This window comes from Vibrio sp. QJM3NY_27 (assembly GCF_057785955.1).
The window spans coordinates 1202514-1225969 of the sequence record NZ_CM173512.1; the positions used below are offsets into that span (position 1 = coordinate 1202514).

A 23456-nucleotide genomic window follows, 5' to 3' on the forward strand; every position below is an offset into this window, starting at 1 on the left:
GAACAAAACATGCATAAATTGCCTAGCACCCTTTCATGTTTCTTTTGAATACCAATCGCTATTATGACTGACCATGACTATCACAGTCATTCTCGGTCATCCCTCCAATGACAACCCTACTTATTAATGTATTTCATTAGGATCTCATCGCATGAAACTTAAGCTTATTTCTATCGCACTTATCGCTGGTGGCCTTACGGCTTGTGGCGGAGGAGGCGGTGGTAGCAGTACCAGTGCTTCCGCTCCTCAAACAAAAACCTTACAAGGTGTGGCTATCGATGGTTATATTTCAGGGGCGACCGCGTTTTTGGACATCAATTATAACGGTGTGTTAGATGAAGGTGAGCCAAGCAGCATCACAGACGATGAAGGCAGCTATCAGTTATCTTTAACGGGTTCTAATTCTGACTGCATGGACTACGCTCCAATCGTAGTGAACGTACCGGTCGGCGCAATTGATGCGGATAGCCCAAACTCGCCGATTACTGAACCTTATCAGTTAGTCTTTCCGCCAGTCATGACGGTGAGTTCTGATTTAGAAATCAAGTCAACGACACCATTAACCACAGTGTTATGGAACGAGATTCAAGCTGATTTGCACAAAGGTGGCTTAAACAGTTGTTCAGCTTTGAAGCAAGCCGTAAACACCCAAAATAGCATTATCCAAAATGTGAAAGATCATGACTTCCGCATTGCCAATCGATACAACATCGCAGTTGAAGACTTGTATGGAGATTTCGTTAAAGATCAAAATACTGAGCTCTATGACTTAGCGCAAAAAATGATGCCGGCTATCAAAAAGTCGTATCAAGAGACCAAAGAGATTCAAAAAGAGAATCCAAAAGCTCAGCAAGCTTATGTTGATTATTACTGGGAGCATTGGGATTACTCCAAGAAGAACGAAATTAATAAGTGGTATAAAGTTAAAACGGTGATGACCGCAGACAAGCTGATTGTCATTGAACATGAAGTGTCCGCTGATCTGCAGACTGAGCTGGCTTTAAATAAACATATTGAGCGTAATGGCCAAAAGAAAAATGGCTTAGAGTATGACAAAGAAGCTTGGTTCTCATTGGATAGTGATGGAACTGAATATTCATGTTCGGTGCAAGAGACGATCAAGCAGCAGGTTTTGCCTAACTCACTCGCGACCTTTGGTGTGTTGAACCGTGGTTGGTCTAAACAACCTGATTGGGAAAGTTGTTCACGTCAAAATATCGGTGCTGGATTCATGCAAACCTTGTCGGCAGATGTTGTCGGTGACTACAAAGATCAGTTTACCCAAGTACAAGCGAAATTTAATTTTGAAAATAACGCATCACATCCAGAGTGGGTTAATCTAGGTGATTCATTGGATAGTGTGTCGCGTAGCGACTTTGATGCGCTCAATTACCTATCGGTAGATTTTAATGACAACAGTTCATATGGCTCTGACAGCTGGAACAGACATAAGTATGCGTACATTGAAAATACGCCGTTTGATTATACTCAAACGATAACGTCTAGATATTCTCAAGGTAACTGGACTAAAGGTTATTATTACCAGAATGGGACAAGTCGATTTGAGTGTTCAGATGATGGTGTGAACTGGTCAAAAGACACTTGTAAGTAACGCTGACGAAATCGTGATTTAATAACTCTAGATACCTTAATGCAATAAAAAATCCAGTGTCTACAAGACACTGGATTTTTAGTTTTGGCTACCTGCAATCTGTTTTAGATATACAGCCAATTTAGATATGCAAATTGAGAGCCTAAGCGATCTCAATTTTCTCAGCTTGGTTCTGTTCTGCCATTGATATCGCTAGTGCTTCTGCAGCCTTAATACCATCGATACCAGCAGATAGGATACCACCAGCATAGCCTGCACCTTCACCTGCAGGGAAGAAGCCCTTTAAGTTGATGCTTTGGAAGTCTTTGCCACGTTTGATACATACAGGAGAAGACGTACGCGTCTCAACACCCGTTAGTAGGCCGTCTGGCGTAGAGAAGCCTTTGATCTTCTTCTCGAACGCTGGAATTGCTTCACGAATTGCTTCGATAGCAAAATCAGGTAGTGCTTTTGAAATGTCCGTTAGGTGGATACCCGGCGTGAATGATGGTTTTACTTCACCAATCTCACTTGGATCGCGACCTTTCAGGAAGTCACCGATTTTCTGTGCGGGGGCATCGTAATTCTCGCCACCTAGAACATAAGCTGCACTTTCTAACTCACGTTGTAAACGGATACCTGCTAGTGCGTCACCTGGGTAATCGCGTTCAGGATCGATACCCACAACGATGGCACTGTTTGCGTTACGTTCTGCACGAGAGTATTGGCTCATGCCATTGGTTACTACGCGACCTTCTTCAGAAGTCGCTGCAACCACAGTACCACCCGGGCACATACAGAAGCTGTATACAGTACGGCCGTTCTTACAGTGGTGTACTAGTTTGTAGTCCGCAGCACCTAGGATAGGGTTACCCGCGTTCTTACCGAAGCGAGCTTCATCGATCATTGCTTGTTTGTGTTCGATACGGAAACCAACAGAGAAAGGCTTAGCTTCCATGTAAACGCCACGTTCGTGCAGCATTTCAAACGTATCACGAGCACTGTGGCCAACAGCCAGTACTACGTGACGAGATTTAATCTCTTCACCGTTAGAAAGCGTCAAACCAGTGATTTGACCGTCTTCCATATGAACGTCGTCTACGCGAGTGCTGAAACGGATTTCGCCACCTAGCTCAATGATAGAAGCACGCATCTTCTCGATCATGGTAACCAGCTTGAAGGTACCTATGTGCGGCTTACTTACGTATAGAATTTCTTCTGGTGCGCCAGCAGCTACGAATTCTTCGATTACCTTACGGCCGTAGTGCTTTGGATCTTTCACTTGGCTGTATAACTTACCGTCAGAGAATGTACCTGCGCCACCTTCACCAAACTGTACGTTTGATTCTGTGTTCAGAGTACGCTTACGCCAGAAACCAAAGGTATCTTTGGTTCGTTCACGAACTTCTTTACCACGCTCAACGATGATTGGATTTAAGCCCATTTGAGCAAGCACTAGGCCTGCGAACAAACCACAAGGGCCAAAACCGATAACGACAGGGCGCTCAGTTTGGTTCTCAACCGCTTTAGCCACGAATTTGTACTCCATGTCAGGAGTCACTTTTACGTGTGGGTCGCTGATGAATTGTTCTAACAACTCAGCTTCGTTTTCAACGAGAACATCAAGCGTGTAGATAAGTAAGATTTTTGATTTCTTACGAGCATCGTAGCCACGTTTAAAGATATTAAAAGAAAGTACCTGATCAGCGTTAATGCCAAGCTTTGCTTCAATAGCGTCTTGAATGGCTGACTCTTCATGGTCTAGTGGGAGTTTAATTTCGGTTAAACGTATCATTTTGATGTCTCGTTTTTATAGGTGTCTTAGCTAGATCGTTTCTTAATACAGAGTTTGATAAAACGCTGATGTTGAAAGAAGCGATAAGCTCACAATGGCGCGCATTTTACGAGAAATTGATTTATCTGTCATACTAATTTGGAAGCATCGAGCAAATAGACACGATATTAGAGTCGTATGATGTTGAATTTTGCCTTGGGATGAGTATTATCCCCCATTCTTCAATTTTGACTAACTTATAGAGCAGAGCATCATGGCATTTGTCGTAGGCGATAACTGTATTCAATGTAAATACACAGACTGTGTGGCGGTATGCCCCGCAGATGCGTTCCATGAAGGCCCTAATTTCATGGTAATTAACCCAATCGAATGCATTGATTGTGGTTTATGTGTACCTGAATGCGATGCTCAAGCGATCTTCCAAGAAGATGAACTGCCAGAAGATCAAAAGATTTTTATTGAAGTAAATGCCGAGCTTGCCGAAATCTGGCCGGTACAAACTGAAGTCAAAGCACCGATGGATGAAGCTGAAAAGTGGAATGGTGTCGCTGACAAGTTGGCAATGCTAGAAAAGTAATTGTTGAGAGAACTCAAATAAAAAGGCGTACTGATATTAATCAATACGCCTTTTTTAATATCTGAACACTGTCGATTGGCTCGTTAGCTTATGAAATCTAGCTATGTTGACGACGCATATTGTCGAGAATGATACCTGTCGCCATTGCTACATTCAGAGACTCTGCGCCACCGAATGCAGGAATCGTAATCTTATCCGTTACGTATTTAGCCGTATGTTCACGAATGCCGTGAGACTCGCTGCCCATTAGCAAAATGCCATTGGCAGTAAATTCTGTCTTATGAACACTTTCGCCTTCTAAGAACGCGCCGTAAACCGGTAGGTTCGCTTGTTCTAAATAAGCCGGTAAGTCTGTTTGGCTTACGTGTACTCGGCCAAAGCTACCCATAGTTGCACTGATTGTCTTAGGGTTGTATGGGTCTGCACAATCGCTGCTCGCAACGATATGCTTAATACCATACCAGTCTGCTACGCGAATAATGGTACCTAGGTTGCCCGGATCAGATACGCCATCCAGTGCAATCATCAACCCAGTTGCTTTTGGCAGTTCAAATGTTGGGATCTCAACGACAGCAATCGCGGCATTGTTACTCACCAAAGTACTCGCTTTGGTTAGGTCATCCAGCGAGGCTTCAACACAATCAAACTCAATAAGTGAAGCGTGATTTTCAGATAAGAAATCAGCGGTAGCAAAGACGTTCTTCACGACTAAGTCACTATTGAAAAGCTCAAGAACGTTCTTTTCACCTTGAACTAGAAACAAGCCGTGGGCTTTACGTTGTTTCTTTTGGCCCAAAGCACGAAGGAGTTTTAATTGGTTTTTTGAAATCATGTTTTTATCCTAGATATAAGCCCGCGCATTATAGAGCAAAGGTTGGAGAACCAAAAGCGTGATAGCTCAATGCGATCCACATAAAAAGCAAAGCGACCCACTTACAAAAAGAAAAGCGTACTAAATAGTACGCTCTTATCTGATTTACTTACCAAAGATTAAGCTGAACAGGCTAGACAAACTGAGAAGGCTGGGTGAACTACAGCTTAATATGGAACAGGATAGCGCTTAAACACTGTGTTGATATCGGTAAGAATCTCTTCTGATAATGGCTTACTGAAAGCAGCCACGTTCTCTTTTAGCTGCTCCATCGTGGTCGCCCCAATGATGGATGAGGTAACACCATCGACTTGATTACACCATGCTAATGCAAGCTGGCTCGGCGTAAATCCATGAGAGTTCGCAACTTCGACATATCCTTTTACGGCTTCATTGGCAGACTCAGTGTCGCGGAAAATGCCTTTACGCTGCATGTAAGTCCAACGGCTTCCTTCTGGTCTCGCACCATCAATGTATTTGCCACTGAGCATTCCTCCAGATAACGGTGACCAAGGCAGGTAAGCGACATCTTCATGCACACAGTTCTCAATCAGATACGGCCAGTCTTTTGCGTGAAGTAGGCTGAATTCATTCTGAATCGAGACCATGCGTGGCAAATCGTGTTTTTCGCTCAGCTTGAGATAAGTGTTGATGCCCCAAGTGGTGTCATCAGACAAACCAACATGACGGATTTTTCCTGCTTTAATGCAGCTCGCTAGGGCTTGAAGGATCTCCAACATTTCCCCTTCATGCTGCTTTCGGTCGATATCACTGAAGCGAATTTGATTTGGGAACTGTTTTCCAAAGTGAGGTGTATTTCGATTTGGCCAATGCAGTTGATATAGGTCGATATAATCAGTCTGTAGACGCTTTAATGACGCATCAACCGCTTCGATTACGGCTTCACCCGTTATAGGACCACCATCTCGAACCCAAGGAAGACCTGGGCCTGCAATCTTACTCGCTATGATCAGTTCTTGGCGGCGCTGCGGGTGGCGCGATAGCCAGTTACCAATAATCGCTTCTGTTTTGCCGTAGGTCTCTGGAGACGGGGGAACCGCATACATTTCTGCAGTATCGATGAAGTTAATACCTTGGCTTAGTGCGTATTCGATTTGTTGGTCGGCTTGCTGTTGCGTATTTTGCAGCCCCCAAGTCATGCTGCCGAGACAGATGCGGGAAACGGGAATTTGACTACTTCCTAGTTTTGAATATTCCATTGAATTCGGGATTCCTGTGGTTAAGTTCTCTGGTACTCGCATTAGAGTTTTTGAAAAGAGAGCGAGTGAGGAATGAAAACGAATATAAATTATTAGCACAAAATGACACGACAAGGTATGGCTGAGGGAAGTTTAATGAGTCATTTCTCAACGTAGCGAATGAGCTAGCTGCATAGTCGTGGAGCTATAGATATAAAGCAGGGGAGTCACAAAACGTGAATGGGTTCGACGCCTGAATAGGACATCATAGAAAGAGAGAAGAAGAGTCAAAGACAAAAGAGCTCTACATCATAGAGAAGTAGAGCTCTTTTATTAGGGGTTCTTAAATATGTTCTGAGTATTGATTAAGTTACGAGGTCGCGTTGGTGTCAAACCCACCTTGAGATTGCGCCTGTCTTAGAGCTTCCTGCCTTTGAACTTCTTTCTCAGTTAATACTGGTTGAAGCGTTTCCTCAGAGGCTTGAGGAGATAAAATGAAATATTTATTAATCGTCATAACTGTGTCTCCGTGTAACGTATGACAGATTCTGCATCAAGGATAAATTGTGATCATCATCCACTTTGTACTTTTTTTAGGCTGAGAGCGGAGGGCGTAGAATGCGTACAAAGCGATCTCTTATCATCCGTATGCAATGTTGAACTGACGAAACCCTCTTATTTCAAGTATAGGAAGCTCGTCTAATTTCGCACAATAATGATGTAGAGCAATTACATACATGGTCAGGGGCGTAAGATGAAAAACCTCGCTACTGACTCTATGTTCGTCTTAATTTAACGATGCATCGCTTATCGACATAATAATTAAGTCAGTAAATCAATTACTTAATCCATGGTGAGATGAATTATGGAAAAGCTTGTAGAACGTTTTCTGAATTACGTTACTTTTGATACTAAATCCGATCCTTCTAATCAGCAGTGCCCAAGTTCACCGGGTCAAATTACATTTGCTGAAGCCTTAAAATCAGAATTGATCGCATTAGAGTTAACTGATGTCTCTTTAGACGAAAATGGCTATTTGATGGCGAAACTGCCGTCGAATGTCGATTACGATGTGCCTGCTATTGGCTTTGTCGCACATATGGATACCGCTCCTGATGCTTCCGGCGCGAACGTGAAACCACAGGTGATTAAAGATTATCAAGGTGGAACGATAGAATTAGGTGCAAGCGGTGAATGCCTGAATCCAAGCCAATACCCAGATCTTGATGCCTTGCATGGCCATGACCTCATCACTACCGATGGTACGACTCTGCTTGGGGCTGATAATAAGGCGGGTATCGCTGAAATCATCAGCGCGATTGCTTACCTTAAAGCAAACCCAGACGTTAAACATGGCGATATTTGTATTGGCTTCACGCCAGACGAAGAGATCGGTCGTGGTGCTAACTTGTTTGATGTTAAGAAGTTTGGTGCCGAATGGGCGTATACCATTGATGGTGGCCCGGTAGGGGAGTTGGAATTTGAGAACTTTAATGCCACGAGCGCCGATGTTATCTGTCATGGCGTGAACGTTCATCCGGGTACCGCAAAAGGTAAAATGGTGAACTCGATGAACATCGCGGCGCAATTCCAATTGATGATGCCAACGCAAGAAACACCAGAGTGCACAGAAGGTTATGAAGGTTTCTACCACCTGAAATCAGCTGAAATGGGTGTGGCTCGCTCTGAACTGGGTTACATCATCCGTGATTTTGAACGTGAGGGTGTAGAAGCGCGTAAGGCATTCATGCAACAGAAAGTGGATGAGCTGAATGAGCGTCTTGAGAAAGGCCGTGTTGAGCTGGTGCTAACCGATAGCTACTTCAATATGAAAGAGATGGTTGAACCGCATCAACATATTATTGAATTAGCGAAGCAAGCGATGATCGAGTGCGATGTTGAGCCAATGATTAAACCGATCCGAGGCGGTACCGACGGTGCTCGCTTATCTTTCATGGGGCTACCATGTCCGAATATCTTCACTGGCGGCTATAACTTCCACGGTATTCATGAGTTCATTACCATTCAAGGCATGGAGCAAGCGGTAAAAGTGATTGTCGAATTGTCTCAGCGTACGGCGACTCATTACCAAAAATAGGATATCAAAGCGTTATATCTCTTTGTATTTTTAAGAGTATTCAATAATACTCTCTTTGAGCATAAGGGAGTACGCGATGAAAAAGTTAGTTTTACTTTGCACCCACTTAGCCGTGGGTGCTTTTGGTTTTGGGCTTGGTGTCTATGCATTACCTATCTTGATTGAGCCTGATTCTCCTTCCTCAAGTTCTGTTGAAGCGATCAGTCAGCAGGCTATCTATACAGGTGAGTTCACCAAAGACCGACAAGACAGTGACTTTTTGCATTGGGGAGAAGGCATCGTTTCGGTTTCTGAAAGTGCGATAGCTTTTGAAGGTGAACTGGCACCGGGGCCTGATTACAAAGTTTACCTATCACCTAAGTTTATTGAAACCGAACAAGCCTTCAATGATAGTAAAAGCGATTTACTGAGAGTCGGAGATGTAAAAACATTCGACCGATTTATGGTTGAGTTGCCTGAAGGTGTTGATCTCAATCGATTTAATACGGTTGTGATTTGGTGTGAAACTTTTGGCCAATTTATTACTTCTGCCAAGATAAAATGATAGCCTTACCTAAGCTGCTTTAGGCATGAAAGAAAGCGCTCTATTTTTGAGCGCTTTTTTATAATGCTTGCCCAGCTAGTTCTTCAAATACCAATTGTTGTAAAGCTCGTTGCTGTAAAGTTCGTCGTTATAAAGCTTAATTGTTGTAATACAAAGGAATACGTAATGGAAAAGTTGTGGCAAGTGATCGATTTCTTACTCGCTAATAAGTTTATTTTTAGTGTGCTGATCATCTGCATTATATTAATAATCCGACGAATCACTCTGTCTCGAATCCGTGGTGATGTCGCTTTTCTCAGTGAAGATCAACGTAACTGGATGTCACGTACCAAGAACGGTACGTTTGCCATTATTATGGTCACTTTATTTGTGCTGTGGAAATCTGAAATCAGCGAATTTGCACTGTCGGTCACCGCCATTGCTGTTGCAATCGTGGTAGCTTCAAAAGAGATCATCTTGTGTTTCACGGGCTCTATCCAGCGCGCAAGCTCTCGTTCATTTAGAATTGGTGACTGGATTGAAGTAGGTAAAATCAGCGGTGAGGTGATTGAGCACAACTTGATGGCGACTGTGATTCAAGAAATCGACCTATATCATGGGCAATACCATTTCACAGGTAAGACCGCTACGCTGCCCAATAGCATGTTCTTCACCTACCCGGTCAAGAACCTTAATTTCATGAAGCGCTACGTTTATCATAACTTTTTTGTGACGGTAAAAGACTTCGTTAACCTATATCCAATGGTGCCGGGTCTTATCGTGAAAATTGAAGAGCATTGTGAAGAGTTTATCGATGTTGCCCGTCGTTATAACGGTGTGATCGAAAAACACGCTGGCGTTGACCTTCCGGGATCTGAGCCTCATATCCATATCACGAGCAGTTCGACGGGTGAGCAAGAAGTGCACTTTATGATCTTCTGTCCGACCGAAAAAGCGATTCATCTTGAGCAAGATATCCGTAAGGATTTCATGGAAGCTTACGCTCTTGCATTCCCAAGCAACGATTAATTTACTCGTCAGTCTATTGCGACCAACCTACAGCGTCTAAACTATAGTGTCCAAACTATAGCGCCCGAAAAAAAGAAAGCCGAGAGCGATATATCGACTCTCGGCTTTTTTGTATCTGAAATTCAGCTTCGATATTAGTCCAGATCAGCGAGTGGTAACCAGTCTATTTCCACACCAGCTTGCTCAAACATATCTTGGCTTATCTTGATTTTATCGCCCCAACGAGAAAGGAAGTCTTCACTTTGCTCTGGGCAATGTACCGCTGAAATCCCAGTTTGGATGATTTTTGCTGCACAGTTCGGACAAGGGAAGTGAGTCACCCAAACTTCACAACTGTCTAAATCACGTTTAGCAAACAAGATTGCATTTTCTTCAGCGTGAAGCGTCTTAAGGTACTTCATTTCCCTGTCATCAGTATCCGCACTATCAGACACGCCATGTGGGTAGCCATTAAAACCAACGGAAACAATACGGTTGTGCTTAGTGATTACGGCGCCGACTTGAGTTGAAGGATCTTTACTCCAAGAACCGACCAATTCCGCCATTTGATAGAAACGTTTAGCCCATTTTGAAATCATGAGAATTCCTTAACAATTAAATGTGAATGCTTATCTGTCTGACCATACATGATGTTAGACAATATCCATAGAGAACAAAAGCTGAGAGGTTGATTTACTTAGAAATTGTAACGCGTTTGTAATCACTTTATAAGCACTTGGTTTCAATTAACATATTGATACACTTTGGCTAGTTATAATTGATATTCCTCGGACAATGGTGACGAGTGTGTTACGTAAATTTTATGCTGTTCAAATACTAATAAGTGACGGTATAACCATGCGTAAAAAGTTGATCCTTACGGCTCTTGCAAGCTCTCTTATTCTTGCTGGGTGTGGGCAAGATGCTCAAAATGCCAAGCAAGCGCCTCTACCTCTCGTAGCTGTACAGGATGTTAGCGTTGTTTCTCACCAGCAAAGTAAGTCGTACATCGGTCGTATTGAAGCCGTTGAAGACACGGCTATCACCGCGCAGGTTTCAGGCTATCTACAAAGCCGTCATTTCAATGAAGGTCAAATGGTCGAAAAGGGCCAATTGCTTTACTCGATCGAGCCATCTTCTTTTGAAGCTGAAGTCGCAAGCGCAAAAGCGTCTGTTGCTCAAGCGAATGCAAACCTTAAAAAAGCCGAACTTGATTTCAACCGCGGTAAGAATCTGCTTCCTAAAGGCAGTATTTCTCAATCGGAATTTGATGCATTGACGGCAAACTTATTAGGTTCTCAAGCGCAACTTGAAGCTAGCCATGCTCAGCTAAACGCAGCCAATGTTCAGCTTTCCCATACCCAAATTACCGCGCCTTTTTCTGGAAGAATCAGCGACACCAAAGTGAGCACGGGTGACCTGGTTTCGCCGTCTTCAGGTGTATTAACTACGTTGGTTAGCCTAGACCCAATCCATGCGTCGTTCAGCATCAGTGAACGTGAGCGTATTGAGTTAGGGATGGATCGCATTGAAGGCGACGGCAGCAGTGACTCTGCAGGGGTTGAAGTTCAGATCATACTTGAGAATGGTGAAGCGTTTGAACATCTAGGTCAGCTTGATTTCTTGGGCAACCGTATCAACCTTAATACAGGTACAATCGCGATGCGCGCCATTGCTGATAACCCGAATCAGCAACTACTTCCAGGCCAACACGTTCGCGTTGATCTACGTGAAAAACAATCGATTGATGTTGTGACTATCCCGCGACGTGCAGTTCAAACCGACCTAGAAGGTGACTTTGTAATGGTACTGGTTGAAGGCGAAGCTGCACCAGTCGCTGAGCGTAGAAATATTGAGATGGGGCGACAAGTTGAAGGTGGCGTGATTGTTCAATCTGGATTAGAGAAAGACGACGCGGTGATCACTCAAGGCCTACAGCGTGTACGTAATGGTATGTCCGTTCGTATTCAAGCTTCTGCTGAACAAGCTGAGTAAGAGGGCTATTTATGTTAAGTCGTTTCTTTATTCAAAGGCCTAAGTTTGCCCTTGTCATATCCATAATATTAACGCTGGCGGGTGCGATCTCTCTCGCTATCTTACCAGTGGCCGAATATCCAAAAATTAGCCCACCATCGGTCAGTGTATCGGCATTCTACACGGGTGCCAGTGCTGAAGTTGTGGAACAGGCGATAGCCGACCCCATAGAGACGTCGGTGAATGGCGTAGAAGATATGATCTACATGTCTTCTAAAAGTGCTAACGACGGTTCATACAATCTTAATGTGACCTTTGATGTCGGTACTGATGCTGATATGGCTCAGGTCAACGTTCAGAACCGAGTAGCCCAAATCGAATCGAAGCTTCCACAAGAAGTTAGAATGGTCGGCGTAACGGTTAAGAAACGTTCACCTGACCTTTTGATGGTATTGAACTTCTACTCTCCAAACGGTGAGTATGACGATCAGTTCCTAATCAACTACGTAAACTTAAACATTAAAGACCAACTGGCACGTGTGTCTGGTATTAGTGAAGTAAACGTGTTGGGCGGCGGTGAGTATTCGATGCGTGTTTGGTTAGACCCTGAGAAAATGGCTAACCTGAACCTAACAACATCTGATGTGTATGGCGCATTGGCTGAACAAAATGTTCAAGTCGCTGCCGGTCGTATTGGTGCTGCACCATACGCCAATCCACAAGAAGTACAGTTCAACTTGGTGACAAAAGGTCGCTTAGAAACGGCTGATGAGTTTGAAAATGTTGTACTTCGCGCAAATCAAGATGGTTCAACCGTTTACTTAAAAGACATTGCACGCGTTGAGTTAGGTAAAAAATTCTACGATGGCAATGGTAAATACCGAGGACAAGACGCTTCAATCGTAACGCTGTCACTTCAGTCAGACGCAAACGCGTTGGAAAGTGGTAAAGCGGTCATGGCGATGCTCGACAATCTAAGCAAAAACTTCCCTGAAGGTGTGGCTTACGAAGCGAGTTATGACACCACAGTCTTTGTTGCAGAGTCGATTAAGGGCGTAGTGAAAACGCTGATCGAAGCTATCTTGCTGGTTATCGCGGTGACGTACCTGTTCTTGGGTAGTGCGCGTGCAACCTTGATTCCTGTGGTTGCGATTCCGGTGTCGTTGATTGGTACATTTGCCGTCATGCAGATGACAGGATTTACCATCAACACGGTAACCCTGTTTGGTTTGATATTGGCGATTGGTATCGTGGTAGATGATGCGATCTTGGTTATCGAAAACGTCGATACGACGATGGCCAAAGACCCAACGATTTCACCGCGTAAAGCAACACTGATCGCGATGAAAGAAGTAACGGGTCCTATCGTTACATCAACACTGGTACTTCTTGCCGTGTTTATCCCTGTAGCGATGCTGCCGGGTATTACTGGCATCATGTATCGTCAGTTTGCTCTGACTATTTGTATCGCTGTTGTTATCTCTTCTATTAATGCTCTAACGCTGTCACCAGCATTGTGTTCACTGGTTCTCAAGCAGGGCGGTGGCAACACAGCTCGTTGGTACCAAGCGTTCAACCGTGGCTTAGAGTCTGTTACTAACAAATACGGCCAAATCGCCGGCTTCCTTGTGAAAAAAGGTGTTCTGCTGTTCACCTTCTTTGTTGTGGCGCTAGCCGCAGTTACTTACTTCGCGAAAACGACGTCAACCGCGTTTGTACCTCAAGAAGATAAAGGTATTTTGCTGGTTAACGTGCAGCTTCCTGACGCGGCATCACTGTCTCGTACAGAAGATGTGACTGAGCAGTTGCTAGAGATGGTTGAGCAAGAGCCGGGTGTTGATGGTGTGACACTGGTAAACGGCTACGCATTCATGACAGGCGCTTCTGCTTCGAATGGCGCTTCGCTATTTATCAAACTGCATGATTGGGATATGCGTAACGCACTGGATGGTCAACATTCCGCACAAGCTATCTCACAACGTATTAATGGTCGAGCGGCCACTGAACTGCCTCAAGCTATTGTGTTTGCAATGGGACCTCCAGCAGTTCCGGGTATGGGTGCTGCTTCTGGTTTCGAATTTGTTCTAGAAGATACATTAGGTCGTAGTCGTACTGATCTGGCGATGGTAATGAATGACGTGATTGCTGAGGCGAACAAACAGCCTGAGATTTCACATACGTTCAGTACTTTCCGTGCCAACGTTCCTCACTACTATGTCGATATCGACCGTGAGAAAGCGCAACAGTTAGGTATTCCGTTGTCGGAAATATTCCAAACTCTGCAAGGTAATCTTGGTTCACTGTACGTGAACGATTTCACCATGTTTGGTAAGAACTTCCGCGTGACCATGCAAGCTGATAGTGAACACCGTAGCAGCATGGATGATCTCCAACGATTCCACGTGCGCTCGTCTAATGGCGAGATGATCCCGCTCAGTACATTGGTGACTTACGACCAGATATTCGAACCAGATGTCGCATGGCGTTACAACATGTACCGCAGTGCCGTGATTCAAGGCCAGCCAGCGCCGGGTTACTCAAGTGGTGATGCGATTGCTGCAATGGAACGTGTAGCCGCTGAAGTCTTACCTCAGGGTTATCAGTACGAATGGACAGGCATGGCCTACCAAGAAGTATTGGCTGGCAACCAAGCGATCTTTGCTTTTGCACTGGCTCTGATCTTCATCTACCTGTTTATGGTGGCTCAATACGAGAGTTGGACAATACCGATAGCGATTATCTTAGTGGTACCGGTTGCAACCTTAGGCTCCTTCTTAGCGTTGAATCTAACAGGCACACCGTTGAACCTCTATGCGCAAATTGGTTTGGTTCTCTTGATAGCCTTGGCCGCGAAGAACGCAATCTTGATTGTAGAGTTCGCAAAAGTGGAGCGTGAAGAGAAAGACGCATCAATTGAAGATGCGGCAGTGAAGGGCGGTACGCTGCGTTTCCGTGCTGTGAACATGACCTCTTGGTCGTTCATCTTAGGTATCTTCCCGCTTATCTTCGCAGCGGGCGCAGGTCACGTGAGCCAGAACTCGTTGGGTATTTCACTGATCGGCGGTCTGCTATGTGTGTTGTTAGCGGGTACGTTCCTAATCCCAGGCTTCTATGCATTCGTGCAACGTAAGCGTGAGAAGGCACACGGTGGCACGACTAAGTTGATTCCACTTGATGACGAATAGGAGACTTAACTCCGGTAAGATTAACGCCTTGCAAGGCTAATCCCTTACAGGATTAAATCTTTATAAAAACTGAGGCTTAGCATTGCGCTAAGCCTTTTTTATTCCGCTTGTGAATAAAAACGCCATTTATATAATCAAATGTTCGTTTTGTGATGGAGCTAACACTCTAATTTAGGTTTTGTAATAAAATGATGTTTTATTATTAAGTGTCTGTTTACTATGGAAATAACAGTGTTCAGCTAACGAGTGTATGCTCGAAAACATTTGCACAATAGTGTGAAGTGTTTCAAAATTAGCTAGTTATATTGAAATTTTTTGTGCATTGAGGTTCTTATGAAAGTCATTGATTTATTTAAACACCGAGGCGACAGCGTGTCTTCGCAACACTCAGAGTTTATGCAATGGATGTCTCCAGCTCTTAGAGATTACTGGGGTGACTTTCTGAATCGTACGCAAAATAGCCATTTCTTTGCTTGGGTTCGTGATCACCACAAACCTGCTGTAAATGAAGATGCACCAGAGATGCCAATAGAACAGCCGCTCGTATTAACGCGAGAAGCACAGCTTGTGTTTGATGAGCTTAATCAGCAGATCGGTGAAGTTATTCATACTGGCGACTGGATCAATGTTAGTCAAGACCGTATCAACCAGTTCGGCCTTGTTACTGAAGATATGCAATGGATCCATACTGAACCTTCTAAGGCTGAAACAGATTCTCCGTTCAAAACAACCATCGCACATGGTTTTTTGACTTTGTCTCTGCTTCCTAGACTGACTGACAGTGTTGATCCTGATAAGTCTCAATTCCCAACAGCGAAGATGGTTGTAAACATTGGTCTTAACCAAGTTCGTTTCCCATATCCTGTCAAATCGGGCAGTAACGTTCGTGCTAAAAGTACGCTAACAAAAGTAACGCCAATTAAGAAAGGCCTAGAGATTGAACGCGAAATTCGCGTAGAAATCGAAGGTATTCGTCGTCCTGGCGCTGTGATTGTTTCGGTAATCCAACTGCACTTCTAGAGCTTTTTTATAAGTGGAACTGCTTTTAAGCGAAGATTATAGATTCAAAAAAAGAGAGAGCTTAAGGCTCTCTCTTTTTGTTTGTGTCTATCAAGGCGATATCATCAGCATCCTAATAACATCACTAAAAGTACTTATCTTACTTCATTCGTGAATAGCTACTTAATACGTGTGTAGCCGTACTCTTCGATAAGATCTTGCCCTTGCTTTGACTTCACGAACTTGATGAAATCTTTGCTCTCGTCAGAAACTGATTCAGTTTTGTGCAGCAACAAGAACGGGCGAGCCAATTCATAGCTGTGGTTAGCAATGTTCTTAGATGTTGGCTCTACACCTTCAAATGTAATTGCCTTAATCGAACGGTCGATCGAACCTACAGAGATAAATCCAATCGCGTGTGGGTTATGGTTAACAATCGTTTTAACCATGCTGTTGCTGTTTACAACCAAGTTATTTGGATTGATATCAGACACTAGACGGTCGTTAATGATTTGAGTTAAACCAAGCAAGCTTTCGAAGCTATAGCGTGAACCAGAAGACGCTTCGCGAGTTACAACTGCGATAGGCTGATCCGCACCACCCACGGCTTTCCAGTTCGTAATTTTGCCTTTGTAGATATCGAATAGCTGCTCACGGGTAACGTTGCTTACAGCGTTTGAGCGGTTAGTTACGACAGCTAGGCCGTCAAAGGCAATTGGAAACACCTTCAACTTCTCGTCCTGTTCGCGGTCGGTTAAATAACGCGAGCTCATACCGATATCAGAGACACCTTTGTTAACCATGGTAATACCCGCTGTAGAACCGATGCCCTGAACCGCAATATAGTTATCAGGGTGAGTCTTGTTGTACTCCTCAGCTAATACATCCATCACTCGTGATACTGAAGTGGAGCCCGAAATAGTGGTTTCTTGTGCTAAAGCAGCTTGAGAAGACAGGGCTAAGGATAAAAGAGAGGCAAGCGCGACTCGTAACATAAACAACTCCTAGTTAATAACATTTGTTGGCTATGATAGGTCGGTTATATGACACTTTTGTGAAATTCTATACGGATACGTTATAGCAGTTAATCTGGTGAGTGAAAGACAGTGTGGCTGCCAAAATGGCACTGGTTAATGAAATTTAGACGGCTTTACCCTTTTAGAATGTGTTTACTGAAGAAGGATTCGTTTCTGGGAGCAGGGCGGGTATTTTGTTTGCACTTGTTCGCTAAAATGATCGTTGAGTCCTAAGCTAAGTAGAGGAATTCACTACTTAGAAGTTTCTATGAAGTTACAAGGGGTGTTATGTCCGTTATTCATATAGAACTGAATCGTCTTTTAATTGGAGCTGAGAGGCTCTGTACTTCACGAAATCGTAGTTTACCTGTAGAGCTAGGCAAATCCCTTTATGAAGAGTGTGAGGGTGGTGTGCTGTTTTCTCAAGCGCATTATCTACTCGACTCATCTCATAGTGATTATACCAACGAGATCGCCTGCGTTACCTTTGATGAGTCGTTATCTTGCTGGTTGGTGATGGTGCCACTTGAAGGTAATGCGGAAACCGACTCTGTAAATTGGGGACCTTACCCTTATCTTCCTCAATCCAAGGATCTTGATGCTATTTTGGCTGAAATAGAAAAAGACCCTAAATCTTACTTCTGGTCGTGACCATTTTACTTAGGCGTTCGCTGGTGGTTTGATACCAAAAACGAACGACCTTCGTAAATTCCAATCAACACATTTCAGATTTATACTTTTACCTGCACCTGCCCCCGTACTTTCTAAGACTGTTCAACCAATAAGACAGTACAGCCAATAATATTATGCAACTAATAAGACTGTGCAACCAAAGAGCGGAAGTCTTTTGGAGTCTTGCCATGATAGGTTTTAAAGGCTGTACTGAAGTGTGCCGCGCTTTTAAATCCAGATTCATAAGCGATTTGAGTAATAGATTTATTCGATGTTCTGAGCTGTGTTGCTGCGTGGGCGATTCGTTTTATCTTTAATAGATTTGAAAAGGAAAGGTCTTCAGCCGATAAACGGCGCTTAAGTGTGGCTGGTGACATCCCCATATAGCTGGCTAGGGTATCGAGTGAGATATTATTCTCAATGTTCTGTTCAATGTAATGAATGACCTTTTGCGTCACGGTTAACCTTGACGCTCGGGCAATAATAACTAGTAGAGCAGGGTGCTGCTCCACCATTAGAGAGAGCAAACCTAAACCTAATTGAGTGAGTGCGTAGTCATTCTGAGTCGATGAATGAACGAGCGACATGATGAGCTCTTTCAATTGGCATATTTCGGTATCAGTTTGATTAAACTTAATGTATTTATCTGGGACTCGTGTGGGTTCTAAATCGCTGAACTGATTAATGAATTTCTGAAAAATAGCTAAATCAAAATCTACACAGGTTGCGCTGAATTCGCCATTCTCAGTGTCAACGGTGATGTCTTTAATCTGACCAGAATTGTAAAGAGTAAAATCTCCGGCTTGCAATGAGGCTTCAGTCCCATCAGGTAGCACGAAAGAAATACTGCCTTTAGAAACGATGAAAATACCGTTTTTAGAGGCGGGGTAACGTTCCCGTTTCCTGGGAATGAAGTTTCTGAATTGAGTAACTGTGATTGATGACATAGTGCGCTTCTTTGACGTTGTAAACTGATTGCTTATTGATTATTTTTTTTAAGTATTGTTTAAGCATGAGACATTTACAAAAAAGGCGCTAATAATTAGCGCCTTTAGAAGTGAACCTTTGAAGCTTTTGACCTTGAAAGCTTTGACCTTGAAAGCTTTGACCTTGAAAGATCTAAACCTTGCAAGATCTAAACCTTGAAAGCCGTAACCGTTAAAGCTCTTAAGCTTCGGCTTCGTTTGTCGTTTCAGGCTCGCTAGGCAAGTCCGCAAATACTTGAGTAGGTTTTGCTACTAAGTTACGGTTTTCCTGATTAACTTCGAAGAGAACTACTTCTAAAACGTCTCCCAGTTTGTATACCATTTCTTTATCGATAGATACAGTACCCATATCACCGTTGCACTCTATTCTCTCTTTATTATCAATAATGAGAGAACCAGGGATAAATGCAGCTGCACCATTCTCAAGCAGACGCACACGCATACCAGCACGGTTAATGTCGAAGATCTCTGCTTGGAAGCGAGTCTCTTCTACAGGAGCGTTTGCTAGAGTACGAGCGTACAACCAATCGCCAACATTGCGCTCAGCCATACCGTGGTGACGGCGGTGCAGGGCAAGTTCATCACCAATAGTTTCGTCTGGTGTTTGAATTGGCGCTTTACCTAGGATGTGAGCCTTAAGCATACGGTGGTTAATCATGTCACCGTATTTACGAATTGGAGAAGTCCACGTCGCGTAAATGTCTAAACCCATTGCGTAGTGTGGCGCAGGTTCATTGCTGATCTCGCTGTACGCTTGGAGTTTACGAATACGGTTGTCGTAGTAGCTGTTGTCTAGAGAGCCTAACCAACGGCGCAGAGTTGCGAAGCCTTCTAGAGAAACGATCTGCTCTTCTGTAAATGGTGTTTCGGCTTCTGGATTAACCAGTTCTAGAACGTCTGCTACTTTCTCTGCTTTAAATCCAGAGTGACAGTTAAAGACACCTTGGTTGAAGCTTTCTTTTAATACTCGACCTGCACAGATGTTCGCGCTGATCATAGATTCTTCAACCAACTTGTTTGCAGTGCGACGCATGTCTGCGTGGATAGCGACAACATCGTTATCTTCGCTAAGTTCAAAGCGGTAGTCAGGGCGGTCGGGGAATACAACAGCGTTTGTTGAGCGCCATGCTGAACGTGCTTGTGCAAATTGGTGAAGGTCAGAAACAATCGCAGCGATCTCTTCTGATGGTTGCCATTTGTCTGATACACCGGTTTCTAGCCAGTCAGATACGTGGTCGTAAGCAAGACGAGCATGAGATTTGATGTTCGCAGCGAAGAAGTTAATGTCATCGCCGATAACACCCTCTTTAGATACTGTTACTGTGCAGCAAAGTGCCGGGCGAACTTCGTTCTCTATTAGTGAACATAAGTTGTCAGCTAGATCACGAGGTAACATTGGGATGTTACGACCTGGAAGGTAAATAGTGAAACCGCGCTCACGAGCCACTTTATCCATCGCATCATCTGGAGAGATGTAAGCGGTAGGATCAGCAATCGCAATAGTTAGCTCAAAATCACCGTTCTCTTTCTTCTTAGCGTAAAGCGCATCGTCCATATCTTTTGTGCTTTCACCATCGATGGTTACAAAAGGTACGTGCGTCATATCTACGCGTTCAAGATCGGCATCGTCGTTGATCTGCCAGTTGTCGATGCCTTGAGGCTCGCTGTTAGGTAGGTCGTTTTGTGCAAGCGTTACCCACCAAGGTGCGATCTTGTCGTCAGCATCTGTGATTTTTTCAGATATTTGAGCCAAGAAACCGTTATCACCTTTTAACGGGTGTTGAACGATATGAGCAACAACCCAGTCTCCTTCTTTTAGCGTTTCAGGGTTTAGCCCCTTTTTTGCTTTCGCTTTTAGTTGCAGCTTTTTCAGTTGCGGGTGGTCAGGAACTACATTCAAACGACCTTTAAACAACTTCACGCGAGCAATAAAACGAGTAAGGCCTTGTTCAATCAATTCCTCAGGCTCTGCTACTTCGCGATCTTTCTCGGTGCGAATGATGGCAATTACCTTGTCACCGTGTACACATTTCTTCATGTATGGAGGTGGAATGAAGAAGCTGGTCTTGTTATCGACTTCGAGAAAACCAAACCCTTTTTCAGTGGCTTTGATTGTACCTTCCTTTTTAGGGAGGGTTTCTTGGATTTGCTGTTTGAGTTGAGCGAGTAGAGGATTATCTTGAAACATTTTGACTTTTATCTATCGAGGACAATTGAGCACACTATAATCATTGCGAGGCTTGATTACTACTTAAAGGCGAAGTGAGCGTTAATTAATTGCCCTCTTATTTAACTAGGTCAATTTGCTAGAAGATGGGTGCTGTGACGAGATATTCATCAAATTTTGACGATATGATAACCAGTATTGATGTAAAAGCGAAAAATATGTGATGTATTTCAATTTTTTCTGGATTTTTTTATGCATTTAGGGAATAATCCGCCTCCCTTAGACGTCCCTAATGGCTTGAAGTGTTTTATTACTGCTTCGTAACTCTGAATGGAATCAGTATCTGATTGGATCAGTATTGGAATTGATAGAGCTCCCGGGACCTTTTGTTTACTTATATATAGTGGGATCCCAATGTCCGAATCTGTAATTCAATTTAATGAATTAGCCCTTAACGATAACATTCTTTCAGCTCTTGATAGCATGGGTTTCGTTTCTCCGACTCCAATCCAAGCAGCAGCTATTCCTCTTCTTCTTGAAGGCCGTGACGCACTAGGTAAAGCACAGACTGGTACTGGTAAAACAGCAGCATTCTCTCTGCCTTTACTTAACAAAATCAACCTGAACCAACACAAACCACAAGCAATCATCATGGCTCCTACTCGTGAGCTAGCGATTCAAGTTGCTGCGGAAATCAAAAACTTAGGTCGTGACATCAACGGTCTTAAAGTTCTTGAAATCTACGGTGGTGCTTCAATTGTTGACCAAATGCGTGCTCTAAGCCGCGGTGCTCACATTGTTGTTGGTACTCCAGGTCGTGTTAAAGACTTACTAACTCGTGACCGTCTACACCTAGATGAAGCGCATACATTTGTTCTTGATGAAGCAGATGAAATGCTAAAAATGGGTTTCGTAGATGACGTTACTTGGATCCTTGAGCAAGCTCCAGAATCTGCACAACGTGTACTTTTCTCTGCAACTATGCCTCCAATGGTTAAGACTATTGTTGACCGTTACCTACGTAACCCGGCTAGAGTTGACGTTGCTGGTACTAACCACACAGTTGACAAAGTAGCGCAGAATTACTGGGTTGTTAAAGGTGTAGAGAAAGACGAAGCAATGTCTCGTCTTCTTGAAACTGAAGAAACTGACGCGTCAATCGTATTCGTACGTACTCGTCAAGACACTGAGCGTCTAGCTGACTGGCTATCTGCACGTGGCTTCAAAGCTGCTGCATTGCATGGTGATATTCCTCAGTCTCTACGTGAGCGCACTGTTGATCACATCAAACAAGGTGTTATCGATATCCTAGTTGCAACTGACGTTGTAGCACGTGGTCTTGATGTTCCACGTATCACTCACGTATTTAACTACGACATCCCATTCGATGTTGAATCTTACATCCACCGTATTGGCCGTACTGGTCGTGCTGGACGTAAAGGTAAAGCGATCCTACTAGTTCGCACTAACCAAATCCGTATGCTTCGCACAATCGAGCGTGTAACTAAGTCTCAAATGGAAGAAATCCAACTTCCACAACGTGACGAAGTTGCTGCTGCACGTGTTGCTAAGCTTGGTGCTGAGCTTGAAACAGAGAAAGAGAGCAAAGCTCTAGAAAACTTCGCAGGTTTAATCTCTACACTACAAGAGTCTCTAGAAGTTGATGCTGCTACTCTAGCTGCAATGCTTCTTAAGCGTCAGCAAGGTAAGAGCCCACTATTCTACGTTGGCGAAGACCCAATGATCGCTGCTATTGAGCGTGATAAGAACCGTCGCAAAGAGCGTCGTGAAGATCGTGACAATGGCCGTGATGGTGGTGGTCGTAACTTCAATACTCAAGATTGGGATACGTACCAACTACAAGTTGGCCGTGAGCAAGGCGTTCAGGTTAAAGACATCGTTGGCGCACTAGCAAACGAACTAGGCCTAACTAAAGGTTCTATCGGTGCTATCAAGCTAGACCAAGGTTCTACTTACGTTCAACTGCCAAAAGCAATGAACTCTGAAACTGCTGGTAAGCTAAGCAAACTTCGCATTCGTCAAAAAGAAGCTGGCGCTGTAGTTGTTGATTTCAACGACTTCCGTGAGCCTCGTCGTGGCGGCGGCGGTCGTGATGGCAACCGTGGCGGTCGTGATGGCGGTCGTGGCGGTCGTGATGGCGGCGGCTACCGTGGTAACCGTGAAGGCGGTAATCGCGAAGGTGGTAACCGTGAAGGTGGCAATGGCGGTCGTGGTGGCTACCGTGGCAACCGTGACGGCGCACGTGATGGTAACTCTGCAGGTGGTCGTGATGGCGAACGTCGTTTTGACCGTAACCGTGGTGGTGATCACCGTGGTAACCACCGTGGCGAACGTGGCCATGGCAACGCAGCAGCTGGCAATGGCGGCAACCGCGGTCGTCGTCCAGAGCGCAGCGAAGGTTAATCAACCTTTAGTTTAAGTTGAAATTTACAAGCCAAGTGCTTATAGACGAATAGCTTAAACAGTGAAATTGGAAGCCGAGTATTATGCTCGGCTTTTTTGTGCCTGCTATTTTATTCTTTACGCCTGTAGCACGTCCTAAGCCCTGATTAAGATAGTGCCTCGCATCATAAGGCTGCCACAGTGACATGTGCGTAAAGCGCCGTTTAGCGTGTCTAGTCTAGATGTATGGGAGTCGAGCGATGTCTAGCAAAAGAAATGCACAGCTATAGTGAAAAATGAAAATAGATTTTGAAGTAAGAGCTGCTCAACAGTTCGAGCCGAATAAGTGATCTCTTTATAGTGCTGAGGCGACGTTAAACGTCTTAAAGTCT

At 44.1% G+C, this 23456-nt stretch carries 18 protein-coding genes; 10 read left to right on the forward strand and 8 right to left on the reverse strand.

What is annotated here, in order from left to right:
• Positions 1 to 151 precede the first annotated feature (151 nt).
• Positions 152 to 1612 carry a hypothetical protein gene (locus tag AC3CIA_RS21005; RefSeq protein ID WP_054545726.1) on the forward strand — a complete coding sequence of 487 codons (1461 nt, stop codon included), beginning with the start codon at positions 152 to 154 and terminating at the stop codon, positions 1610 to 1612.
• A 142-nt stretch (positions 1613 to 1754) separates the two neighbouring features.
• On the opposite strand, the gene AC3CIA_RS21010 is transcribed toward AC3CIA_RS21005, so the two are convergent.
• On the reverse strand, positions 1755 to 3386 hold the full coding sequence (locus AC3CIA_RS21010) for an NAD(P)/FAD-dependent oxidoreductase (protein WP_237298284.1): 1632 nt from the start codon (positions 3384 to 3386) through the stop codon (positions 1755 to 1757).
• Positions 3387 to 3639: 253 nt separating this feature from the next.
• On the opposite strand from AC3CIA_RS21010, the gene fdxA reads away from it, so the two are divergent.
• Positions 3640 to 3963 (forward strand): ferredoxin FdxA, encoded by a 324-nt coding sequence (gene fdxA, locus AC3CIA_RS21015; RefSeq protein ID WP_050650887.1) that lies wholly within the window; start codon positions 3640 to 3642, stop codon positions 3961 to 3963.
• Positions 3964 to 4060: 97 nt separating this feature from the next.
• Here fdxA and AC3CIA_RS21020 read toward each other — a convergent pair whose 3' ends face one another.
• From AC3CIA_RS21020 to AC3CIA_RS21030, 3 genes are all read right to left on the reverse strand, one after another.
• Positions 4061 to 4795, reverse strand: a complete 735-nt coding sequence (locus tag AC3CIA_RS21020; protein ID WP_171311645.1) for an RNA methyltransferase — start codon at positions 4793 to 4795, stop codon at positions 4061 to 4063.
• 206 nt (positions 4796 to 5001) lie between these two features.
• Complete coding sequence (locus tag AC3CIA_RS21025) at positions 5002 to 6054, reverse strand: aldo/keto reductase (RefSeq protein ID WP_267136080.1); 1053 nt, start codon at positions 6052 to 6054, stop codon at positions 5002 to 5004.
• A 349-nt stretch (positions 6055 to 6403) separates the two neighbouring features.
• Complete coding sequence (locus AC3CIA_RS21030; protein WP_171315947.1) at positions 6404 to 6550, reverse strand: hypothetical protein; 147 nt, start codon at positions 6548 to 6550, stop codon at positions 6404 to 6406.
• A gap of 348 nt (positions 6551 to 6898) precedes the next feature.
• On the opposite strand from AC3CIA_RS21030, the gene pepT reads away from it, so the two are divergent.
• From pepT to AC3CIA_RS21045, 3 genes are all read left to right on the forward strand, one after another.
• Positions 6899 to 8131 (forward strand): peptidase T, encoded by a 1233-nt coding sequence (gene pepT / locus AC3CIA_RS21035; protein ID WP_171328379.1) that lies wholly within the window; start codon positions 6899 to 6901, stop codon positions 8129 to 8131.
• Positions 8132 to 8207: 76 nt separating this feature from the next.
• On the forward strand, positions 8208 to 8675 hold the full coding sequence (locus tag AC3CIA_RS21040) for a DM13 domain-containing protein (RefSeq protein WP_054545722.1): 468 nt from the start codon (positions 8208 to 8210) through the stop codon (positions 8673 to 8675).
• Positions 8676 to 8840: 165 nt separating this feature from the next.
• Entirely contained in the window at positions 8841 to 9683 is an 843-nt protein-coding gene (locus AC3CIA_RS21045; RefSeq protein ID WP_054545721.1) for a mechanosensitive ion channel family protein, read from the forward strand.
• Between the two features lie 134 nt (positions 9684 to 9817).
• Here the strand turns inward: AC3CIA_RS21045 and AC3CIA_RS21050 are convergent, their stop codons facing one another.
• Positions 9818 to 10261, reverse strand: coding sequence for a dCMP deaminase family protein (locus AC3CIA_RS21050; RefSeq protein WP_054541800.1), 444 nt, complete (start codon positions 10259 to 10261; stop codon positions 9818 to 9820).
• A 259-nt stretch (positions 10262 to 10520) separates the two neighbouring features.
• Between AC3CIA_RS21050 and AC3CIA_RS21055 the strand changes: the two genes are divergently transcribed.
• The 3 genes from AC3CIA_RS21055 (at position 10521) to AC3CIA_RS21065 (ending at position 15841) form a co-directional block, all read left to right on the forward strand.
• Positions 10521 to 11657, forward strand: a complete 1137-nt coding sequence (locus AC3CIA_RS21055) for an efflux RND transporter periplasmic adaptor subunit (RefSeq protein ID WP_029405039.1) — start codon at positions 10521 to 10523, stop codon at positions 11655 to 11657.
• Between the two features lie 11 nt (positions 11658 to 11668).
• Positions 11669 to 14821: an efflux RND transporter permease subunit gene (locus tag AC3CIA_RS21060; RefSeq protein WP_474357195.1), complete on the forward strand. Its 3153-nt coding sequence runs from the start codon at positions 11669 to 11671 to the stop codon at positions 14819 to 14821.
• Positions 14822 to 15154: 333 nt separating this feature from the next.
• Complete coding sequence (locus tag AC3CIA_RS21065) at positions 15155 to 15841, forward strand: MaoC family dehydratase (protein WP_004731744.1); 687 nt, start codon at positions 15155 to 15157, stop codon at positions 15839 to 15841.
• Positions 15842 to 15999: 158 nt separating this feature from the next.
• Here the strand turns inward: AC3CIA_RS21065 and AC3CIA_RS21070 are convergent, their stop codons facing one another.
• Positions 16000 to 16815, reverse strand: a complete 816-nt coding sequence (locus AC3CIA_RS21070; protein ID WP_488518988.1) for a phosphate ABC transporter substrate-binding protein — start codon at positions 16813 to 16815, stop codon at positions 16000 to 16002.
• Between the two features lie 309 nt (positions 16816 to 17124).
• Between AC3CIA_RS21070 and AC3CIA_RS21075 the strand changes: the two genes are divergently transcribed.
• A complete protein-coding gene (locus AC3CIA_RS21075) occupies positions 17125 to 17487 on the forward strand; it encodes a DUF3024 domain-containing protein (RefSeq protein ID WP_237288713.1) in 363 nt (120 codons plus the stop codon).
• A 161-nt stretch (positions 17488 to 17648) separates the two neighbouring features.
• On the opposite strand, the gene AC3CIA_RS21080 is transcribed toward AC3CIA_RS21075, so the two are convergent.
• The gene (locus tag AC3CIA_RS21080) at positions 17649 to 18455 is read right to left on the reverse strand and encodes a helix-turn-helix domain-containing protein (RefSeq protein ID WP_004731740.1); all 807 of its coding nucleotides are present in this window, start codon (positions 18453 to 18455) and stop codon (positions 17649 to 17651) included.
• 220 nt (positions 18456 to 18675) lie between these two features.
• A complete protein-coding gene (gene rnb, locus AC3CIA_RS21085; protein ID WP_488518989.1) occupies positions 18676 to 20682 on the reverse strand; it encodes an exoribonuclease II in 2007 nt (668 codons plus the stop codon).
• A gap of 393 nt (positions 20683 to 21075) precedes the next feature.
• Here rnb and AC3CIA_RS21090 point away from each other — a divergent pair, with 393 nt between their 5' ends.
• Positions 21076 to 23085 (forward strand): DEAD/DEAH box helicase, encoded by a 2010-nt coding sequence (locus tag AC3CIA_RS21090; RefSeq protein WP_029224327.1) that lies wholly within the window; start codon positions 21076 to 21078, stop codon positions 23083 to 23085.
• The last annotated feature ends 371 nt before the right edge of the window (positions 23086 to 23456 follow it).